Source organism: Sulfurimonas sp., from assembly GCF_028714975.1.
Classification (GTDB): Bacteria; Campylobacterota; Campylobacteria; order Campylobacterales; family Sulfurimonadaceae; genus Sulfurimonas.
On sequence record NZ_JAQTLH010000016.1, the window covers coordinates 1 to 8,994 of the forward strand.

Genomic DNA, 8,994 nt, shown 5'->3' on the forward strand with positions numbered 1-8,994 from the left:
TTCAACTGTGTCAATGTAATAGTATTCTAGCGTATCAGCATCTTCTCCAAATACCTGGTAAACACTATCTGCAACATTTCCAAAAGTATTTGTTAAGTCAATCAAGTGAGAAGCTTGCGTGTTCACATTAATCACGATATCACGAGCATCACGACTGTCAATCTCATCGCTCGTTGTATCGCCACTTTCACCAACACCAAATTCAACTAATGTAGTTTCAGAGCTAAGAGCAACATCATAGTTACTGTCATTAGATCCTGCTTCCAAATTGATTGCAAAACTACGATTTTCATCGATATTTGCTGCTAGGTTTTGATCAAAAAGAGTATTTTGAGCATCCATGTTTACAGCTACATTAACATCGATTTCACAATCGTCAGTCGCATGCATCGCTGTGTAATCAACAGGATTTAAATCAGCATCCGGATCTATATCATTTACATGATTAACATGTGTTGCGTCAGCAGTTGCTGCTTCTTCTACCAAACCGGTTACTTCGTTCGCCGAAAGTGAAAGGGCAACATCACTGCGGAAGTTTACAACTTCAAATGTATTCACATCACCTGCAGATAAACCTTGTTCTACATTAACATCAACACCTGTCGTGATAATTGTTGTTGTTGTTTCAACAGGAGCGCCATTTATAGTAGTTGACGTAGATGTCTCAACTGAATAGTCGATTGGATGAATATCAGCATTTGCATGGCGAGTTTCAAGGCTTGTAAGGTTCAACGTTGTCAATGCACTATCAACTTGCTGAACATCCAAGATTAAATCACCGCTGTTGTCTGCAACTGCATCATTGACTGTAAGGTTGATGGTTTCAACACCTGTGATTGAACCGCCTTGTCCATAACCTGCGATTGCATCTGTACCACCATTTGGTGTTGCTCCAACCGCTGTATCTTGCTGAACATATAAGTTACCATTGAATTCACTGCCGATTTCGTAAGTAGTTGATTTAACAACATCAACTGTATCAGTCGTGTTGATATTCAATGTATCGCTACCAGCTCCACCATCAATCACAGCACCTGCATCTACAACAAGGGTTTCAGAGTCATCTACAACGCTGTCGTTAAACGTTAAACTATCATCACCTTCACCAAGATCAATTTTAGCACCTAGCGTGTCATTTTCTACCGCTGAATAAACTCCTGCTTTTGCATTGTCCGCTTCAAGGATAACACCACCTGTAATCTCTGCAACCACAGTATCATTATCATTTCCAGTAGAAACCAATGCATTTTCAGCAATTAAAGTAGAATCCCCGTAATTTTCAAATGATGTTGGATTTGTTTCCTGAAGATTAATAGCATATACATCACTTTCAGCACTTGAACTTATTAAATTTAAAGTTCCGCCAGCAAGAGATATTGACATTCCCGTAGGTACAGTGACTTCAAAATACCCAGTTGTTGGGCTCACTTGATCACTTGAAACTCCAGCTATTCCTGAAGCATCAATCAATGCATCCAATGCATCTTCAGTTTCACCAGTGCTTAGACCAGTAGACGTAAAATCCACACCATTAATTGTTACTGTAAAACTGTATTCAGTTGCAATTTTATTTTGAGTAAGGTAAACATGGTCATCGCCTGCACCAGTGTCGATAAGTGCTCCGACTACAGTAACAGTATCATCGTTATTTTCATCGTTTAAAACAACATTGTCATTGAACTGTGCTGCAGAACTTAAAGATAGCGCCGTAACAGTATCATTTCCTTCGCCTGTTACGATCGTAGCAGCTACGGTTACGTCGACATTTGAGTTATCAGCTGTTTTGTCTGCTCCTTTAGCATTTATCGTATCTGCATCACTTTCAGTCGTAACATCAGTGTTTCCGACATAATCAGCATCAGCAGTCAATAGATTTCCAACTGTTACAACATCGTCGCCAGCTTGAGTCGTAATTGACGCATGACCCAACATGTCACCGTGTACAGTTACCGTATCTAATCCATCAGCATTGTCAGTTTCAGCATCTGAACCAGCTGTTACTGCTGCATCAAGGTTTGCAGAAATAAGTGCAGTACCGATAGTCAGCGTATCAACACCTGTACCCAAATCAATAGCACCCGTTACGTCGCCAGCGATTGTTACCGTGTCATCACCATCAGCAGTTGAGATTGTACCTGCAGTAGTTCCTCCAAAAGAAACAACATCATTACCATCTTCTGTCATAACAGAAACATTTGAATCTAGATTGCCGGAAACCGTTAAAGTATCATCTTCAGAACCTGTATTTACCGTTGTTGAAGCGTCGGTGTTATTTGTAATATCACCAGTTAAAGTGATTACATCTGCACCTGCACCTGTCACAAGGTTCGCATTGTTAAGGTTTACCGCATTGACAGTATCACCGTCTGCTGCAACATCATCAGCCAAACCTGTGTCCATATCTGCATTGATATCACCAGTAACATTTACTGTATCAGCACCTGAACCTGTGTTAACACTTGCCGTAATATCTTCATCAACATTTAGAGTATCTGCACCTTCACCAGTCGTTGTTACACCGCTCAAAGTTCCATGGATATTGATTGTATCAACACCGTCTCCAGTTGTTAAAGTACCTGACATTGAACCAAGAACATCGATTCTATCAGAACCTGCACCAGAATCAATTGCGCCGTTCATATCAGCACCTACAATAATACGGTCATTACCGGCATTAGTTGTAACCGACATAGCTACTGCATCTACTTCTTCTGTGCTTGTAGGATCTTGATCATTGAAAGCGGCAAGTAAAATCTCATCGTTTCCTGAACCTGAGCTAAGTAATGAGTCACTATTCTCAAGGATATCTGCATCACCCAAGCTAATTGCAAGAATTCCAGTCATTGCAGAACCGTCAATTACTACACCTGCAGTGTTGTCTGTAGAGATATCGTTGATCGTTACTTTGCCTGAACCTGTAATTGTCATTGTCTCAAGCTCAGCGGCTACAACTGCTGCGTCAAGCTCATAATCCAAACCGTAGTTAATGTTTTCATCAGCATTTGTTCTCTCGTTTGCTGTTAATACAACATCTCCCGTTGCATTGATCGTGATTGATTCTGCACCGTTTGCCACAAGATTATTGATTTCAAGATTACTAACAGCGTTAATAGTAATTGCTTGAGTTACTTTTTCATTGCCAGCTTCCAATGACGCTCTTTGTTCTTCGTCATTTGCCGCAATTATCATTTTATCAAGGTTTGTTGAGCCAGTTACATTAACGGTAACCGATTCAAAACTATAACCTTCATCTTCAAAAGCGTCGTCATTAATATTACCACTGCCTTGAGAAATAGCAATAAGATTTTGACGAACATTGTCTAATGTTAAAGTCACTCCGTCATTAGTACCTTCTAATGCACCTTCTGCATAGTTAAATTCCAGGGAACCATCTCTTGTAGCATTAGTTACAGATAGTGCATTTACACCGTCTTGAAGATCATACATCACAATGTCAGCATTGTCTGCAATAACTCTATTAATATTCAGCGTAGTCATTCCCGTAGTATCTTGAAAATCCATACCTGAAATATTGCCAGTTATGCCAAGATTTACAGTATTGATATTGTTTAACACTGGAGATATCATACTTTCCGCGCCGTCATTTACAGATCCAAGAGTAGCGTTTAGAGTAGTTTCTATGCCAATACCAGTTAACACATCTTCATTTTGAAGAGTGTTGATAAAGTTATCACCTCCTGGAGTGTATGCAGGAGCCGAGTTAAATGTATTTGCAGTAGCAACATCTACACTGTTTGTTAGTGTAAATGCAGACTCAGCATTAGCACTTAATTTAGCAGCATAAACTGTAGCTGTGTCTGTAGTTACCGAAGCAAGAGAAAAATCTGTGCCTTCTAATCCAAGTGTATCTGCATAGTAAAGAGCTACTTCTGTTTTATTTGCAATAATTACAGCGTCAGAGCCTAGTGCACCATTCTTCATAGCTTCAATCATTACAGAACGAGTCATAGTAGCATTATTAAGTTCCGCTACCCAATAAGCTAAACCATCAGTATCTGGAACACGGTTAAATAAGTTTGTATAGATAGAAGTTACAAACTGAGTGTTTGTATTACCTTCTGGATAAAGAGCTTGAGTTTCTGGTTGATCAAAAAAACTTTGAGCAATTCCTTCAATAGTTAAACCCGAAACATTTACCCAGTAATCTAAACCTGCCGCGTCCGGCGCTCTGTTAAATGTCGCAACATATAATTCTGCAACTTGTTGTCTTGTAACTGCCATAGTTACTCCTTTTTTATTTTTTATAATCTAGTATTGTTTAAAAATGTATGCATACAACACCTGAGACGGATTATATTACACTAAAAGCTTAAAAGTCAAGAGTAATGCGATGTTTTTGAATTTTGTTTTCATATCTGATTAGTTTTGTTTATGCTAATATACTAATTAATAGTTTAACCAAACATGTTATATAATTTTTAGAAAAAAGAGAACGGTGCTTTAATGCTTTTTAACAGTTTTGGATTTATCTTTTTGTTTTTGCCTACGGTGTTTGGCGTGTGGTATGTTTTACAAAAATCAAACATCAGAGCGGCAAATCTGTTTTTGATTTTGGTTTCGCTTGGATTTTATGCGACGCTTGATGCTATACATTTGCCTCTGCTTCTTTTTAGTGTGATTGTGAATTTTTTACTTGGTATGAGGTTGCAAAGAGCGGTAGATTGCCGCGCTGCGCTCGCAATGACGAAAGATTGCCGCGCTGCGCTCGCAATGACGAGAAGTGGTCATTGCGAGGCTTCAGCCGTGGCAATCTCAATGACAGAGCAAAAGAAAGAGATTGCCGCACAAAAGAGCAGATTGCTTCACTGCGCTCGCAATGACGAGGTGGGTCGCAATGACGAAAGATTGCCGCGCTGCGCTCGCAATGACGAGAAGTGGTCATTGCGAGGCTTTAGCCGTGGCAATCTCAATGACGCGAAAGCTCTTTTAGTCACAGCTATTATTTTTAACTTGGCTCTTTTGGGCGCTTCGAAATATATAGCAGGTTTTAGTGTTTTGTCGGCGTTGGGGATTAGCTTTTTTACATTTCATCAACTTGCTTACCATATTGATATATATAGAAAAGAGTTTAGAGCAACTAACTTCTTAGAGTACATCCTTTTTGTAACATTTTTTCCGCATATGATAGCTGGTCCTATCGTTCGTCCTGCACAGTTTATGCCGCAACTAGCAGAAAATAGTTTTAGAAAAAGCAAAATAGCTATGGGCGTTATGTTTTTTTCTATTGGGCTTTTTAAAAAAACGGTTTTTGCAGACAGCGCTGCAAAAATAGCCGACAGAGTTTTTGATAGCAGTGCTGGAGTCGGGTTTTTTGAGGCTTGGAGTGGACTTTTGGCTTATGGGATGCAGATATATTTTGACTTTAGCGGTTATGCGGATATGGCCGTAGGGGTCGGGCTTTTGTTTGGGATATATCTGCCGCTGAACTTTAAAAATCCGTATAAAGCTACTTCAATGATAGAGTTTTGGAGAAAATGGCATATAACTTTATCCGAATTTGTCAGAGACTACCTATATATTCCGCTTGGCGGAAATAGACATGGAAAGCTTAAACAAGGGTTTGCTATCTTAGTTGCGATGACTCTTATAGGGGTTTGGCACGGTAGTGCTTGGAGTTTTGTGGCATGGGGATTTTTACATGGGGCGGCTTTGTGGATAAACCATCTTTTTAGATGGTTTTTCGGGGAGAGAAAGAGAGATGGATTGCTTCACTGCGTTCGCGACGAAAAGGGTCGCAATGACGGAGAGGGTCGCAATGAGGGGAAGGATTACGATGACGAACAACTGTCATTGCGAGGCTTTAGCCGTGGCAATCTGAGAGAGGAAGATGGATTGCTTCGCTGCGTTCGCAATGACGAAAAGGGTCGCAATGACGGAGAGGGTCGCAATGAGGGGAAGGATTACGATGACGAAAAAGTCACAATGACGGAGTTGATTGTAAAAGCAGGTGGTTTTATGATAACTTTTACGACTGTTACGCTTCTTTGGGTTTTGTTTAGAAGTGAGAGTTTTGAAGCGGCGATAGAATTTTATAAGAAGCTGTTTTTGTTTGATAAAAATATTGCACTGTTTGATGGTTGGTGGATGTTGGCGCTTGGATATACGGTAATCTTTTTTGGCAAAAGTGCCGCTGAAATTGTGGAATATGGGATGGATTGCCGCGCTTCGCTCGCAATGACGGAGAGGGTCGCAATGACGGAGAGGGTCGCAATGACGGAAAAGAAGCTTGGAATTATGGATGGGCTTTTAGTAGGTGCGGTGCTGTTTTTGGCTTTTAAAATGATGATGGATGAGCCATCAAGAAGTTTTGTTTATTTTGTGTTTTGATGGTTGTTTTATGAAAGAGAGAGATTGCTACACAAAAGAGCAGATTGCTTCGCTGCGTTCGCAATGACGGAGAGGGTCGCGATGACGGTTGTTGTCATTGCGAGGCTTTAGCCGTGGCAATCTGAGAGAGGAAGATGGATTGCTTCGCTGCGTTCGCAATGACGAGAAGGATTGCGATGACGAACAACTGTCATTGCGAGGCTTTAGCCGTGGCAATCTCAATGACGAGAAAGAGCAAGAGAGAGATTGCTTCACTGCGTTCGCAATGACGGAGAGGGTCGCGATGACGGTTGTTGTAATTGCGAGGCTTCAGCCGTGGCAATCTCAATGACGAGAAAGAGAGAGATTGCTTCGCTTCGCTTGCAATGACGGGAAGGGTCGCAATGACGAGAAAGAGAAAGAGAGAGATTGCTTCACTGCGTTCGCAATGACGAAGTTATTCGCAATGACGAAAAGACTGTAAGAACAAAAAGGGATAAATATGAGATTTTTTTTAGGTATATTTGGCGGATTTTTTGTTTTATCTCTTTTGTGGATAACAGCTATTTGGCTGCAAAGCGGAAGATATACAACTTCGTCACAATGGGTGGCAGATGTTTATGAGATAAAAAAAGAGGCAAGTAAAAAAGCTGCTAATGAGGGACGAATCGTTATAATCGGCGGATCTAGTGCACTTTTTGGGATTGACTCAAAAGCGTTGGAAGAGCATTTTATGGTTAGAAGCATCAACGGCGGGGTAAATGCAGGACTTATGCTCCCTTATGTATTGTTAAAAAGCAGAGAGATAGTTCAAAAAGGGGATCTTGTTTTGGCACCTTTTGAGTATAGCTTTTACAATTATGACGGAGTAGCCGGAGCGCAGATGATAGACCAGATATGGGCTAGGGATAGATCATTTTTTTGGGAACTTGGAGTAAAAGAGAAATTTTTTATGCTTTTTATGACAGAATTTAGACGAATATATGACGGTTTTTTAGCAAAAGGCACAGAGAAAATAATGATAGGTCCTTACGGGTATGCAAATGTTGATGAAGACGGTAATCAGATAAGAACTTCCAAGAGCGATGCCTTGCAATGGAGCAGAGATATGGAAGCTACACTCAAAGAGTTGCCAAGACGATATGGTGACAGCGGAGTAAATAAAGCGTCACTTGAATGGATAGAGAAGTATGCTGCGTATTTGGAAAAAAAGGGAGCAAAACTGATAATCTTGCCGCCTTCTATGATGGAGGATGAATTTTATAAAAATGATGAAAAACAGAGAGAGTTTTATAATGGGTTGAGAGAGAAAATGAGTAAAATCGGCGTGAAATTTCTGGGAAATCCTTATGAATTTATGTATGAGAGAGATATGATGTTTAACACCGACTATCATTTAACCGATGAAGCAAGAGTTGTGCATACAAAAAAAATAGAGAAGCTTTTGGAGGCGGATGAGGAGTTTGTGGAGTGGGTTGCCGCGCAAAAGAGCAAGAGAGGGATTGCTTCACTGCGTTCGCAATGACAGAGAGGGTCGCAATGACGGATGCTTGTCATTGCGAGGCTTTAGCCGTGGCAATCTCAATGACAGAGAAGATAAAGAGAGAGGGGTTGCCGCGCAAAAGAGCAGATTGCTTCGCTGCGTTCGCAATGACGGAGAGAAGGATTGCCGCACAAAAGAGCAGATTGCTTCACTGCGTTCGCAATGACGAGGTGAGCAATGACAGAGAGAGGGGTTGCCGCGCAAAAGAGCAGATTGCTTCACTGCGTTCGCAATGACGAGGTGAGCAATGACGAAATAAATTAGATATTTTGATAATATATTAGTTTAAATTAATAATATAAAAGTTTAAGTTTAATTACAATAAACTAACAATACACAATAACAAAGGACATTAAATGGCAGCTTTAGTAAATAATCTTGGTGGCGATGTTGGTTTTGGTGAAAATTATCTGGCAAGGAATGATGATAGTTATACTTCATTTATAGATTTGAGTTCCATATTTCCAAGCGGGATAAATTTTTTTGGTACTACATGGACAGGTTTATATGTAAACAACAACGGAAATATTACATTTGGCAGCGGACTTTATTCATTTACACCTACATCTATCGGAGGTAGTTTTTCTGATCCTATTATTGCTCCGTTTTGGGGAGATGTAGATACTCGAGACAGTAACTATAGCTCTACTATCAGTGGCGGTTTTGTTACTCCTACGAGCGGCGGAAATTCTATGGGGTCTAACTTAACTTGGTATGACATAGATACTACAACAAATACATTTACCGTAACTTGGGATGATGTTGGATACTATGGCTCACATACAGATAAACTTAATGCTTTTCAACTTCAACTTATTTCTACCGGAAACGGCAACTTTGACATAGTTTACAGATATGAGGATATAAACTGGGTTACAGGTGATGCAAGCGGTGGAGTTGACGGTCTTGGCGGAACTGTAGCAAGAGCTGGTTTTTCTGCAGGTGACGGGTTAAACTATTATGAGTTTTACTTCTCCGGAGATCAAAATTTTATGCTTAATTTGGAAAGTAATGTTTTAGCCGGAGCTGGGGAAGCAGGTATTTGGACATACCATGTAAACGGCGGAAGTGTTACCGGTATGGGATTTGAAAACAGTGACGACATAGTAAATGGAACTGAGCTT

At 40.4% G+C, this 8,994-nt stretch carries 6 protein-coding genes; 5 read left to right on the top strand and 1 reads right to left on the bottom strand.

Translation table 11 applies throughout. The annotated features are described in order from the left end of the window. Window positions 1-4,242 (bottom strand): DUF4214 domain-containing protein (locus PHQ93_RS10450; RefSeq protein ID WP_299944130.1); only part of this gene is annotated, 4,242 nt, incomplete at its 3' end. Window positions 4,243-4,464: 222 nt separating this feature from the next. Here PHQ93_RS10450 and PHQ93_RS10455 point away from each other — a divergent pair. From PHQ93_RS10455 to PHQ93_RS10475, 5 genes are all read left to right on the top strand, one after another. Further along, entirely contained in the window at window positions 4,465-6,348 is a 1,884-nt protein-coding gene (locus tag PHQ93_RS10455; RefSeq protein WP_299944133.1) for an MBOAT family protein, read from the top strand. A gap of 246 nt (window positions 6,349-6,594) precedes the next feature. Next, a complete protein-coding gene (locus PHQ93_RS10460) occupies window positions 6,595-6,717 on the top strand; it encodes a hypothetical protein (RefSeq protein WP_299944136.1) in 123 nt (40 codons plus the stop codon). Between the two features lie 112 nt (window positions 6,718-6,829). Beyond that, entirely contained in the window at window positions 6,830-7,852 is a 1,023-nt protein-coding gene (locus PHQ93_RS10465; RefSeq protein ID WP_299944139.1) for a hypothetical protein, read from the top strand. 14 nt (window positions 7,853-7,866) lie between these two features. Next, the gene (locus PHQ93_RS10470; RefSeq protein ID WP_299944142.1) at window positions 7,867-8,106 is read left to right on the top strand and encodes a hypothetical protein; all 240 of its coding nucleotides are present in this window, start codon (window positions 7,867-7,869) and stop codon (window positions 8,104-8,106) included. Between the two features lie 120 nt (window positions 8,107-8,226). Then, window positions 8,227-8,994, top strand: a 768-nt coding sequence (locus PHQ93_RS10475) for a nidogen-like domain-containing protein (protein ID WP_299944145.1), incomplete at its 3' end; no start/stop codon positions are given.

What these genes read in the sequence shown, in the direction of transcription:
- PHQ93_RS10455 (WP_299944133.1), top strand. Translation starts at nt 4,465, where the DNA reads ATGCTTTTTAACAGTTTTGGATTTATCTTTTTGTTTTTGCCTACGGTG.
- PHQ93_RS10465 (WP_299944139.1), top strand. Translation starts at nt 6,830, where the DNA reads ATGAGATTTTTTTTAGGTATATTTGGCGGATTTTTTGTTTTATCTCTT.
- PHQ93_RS10470 (WP_299944142.1), top strand. Translation starts at nt 7,867, where the DNA reads ATGACGGATGCTTGTCATTGCGAGGCTTTAGCCGTGGCAATCTCAATG.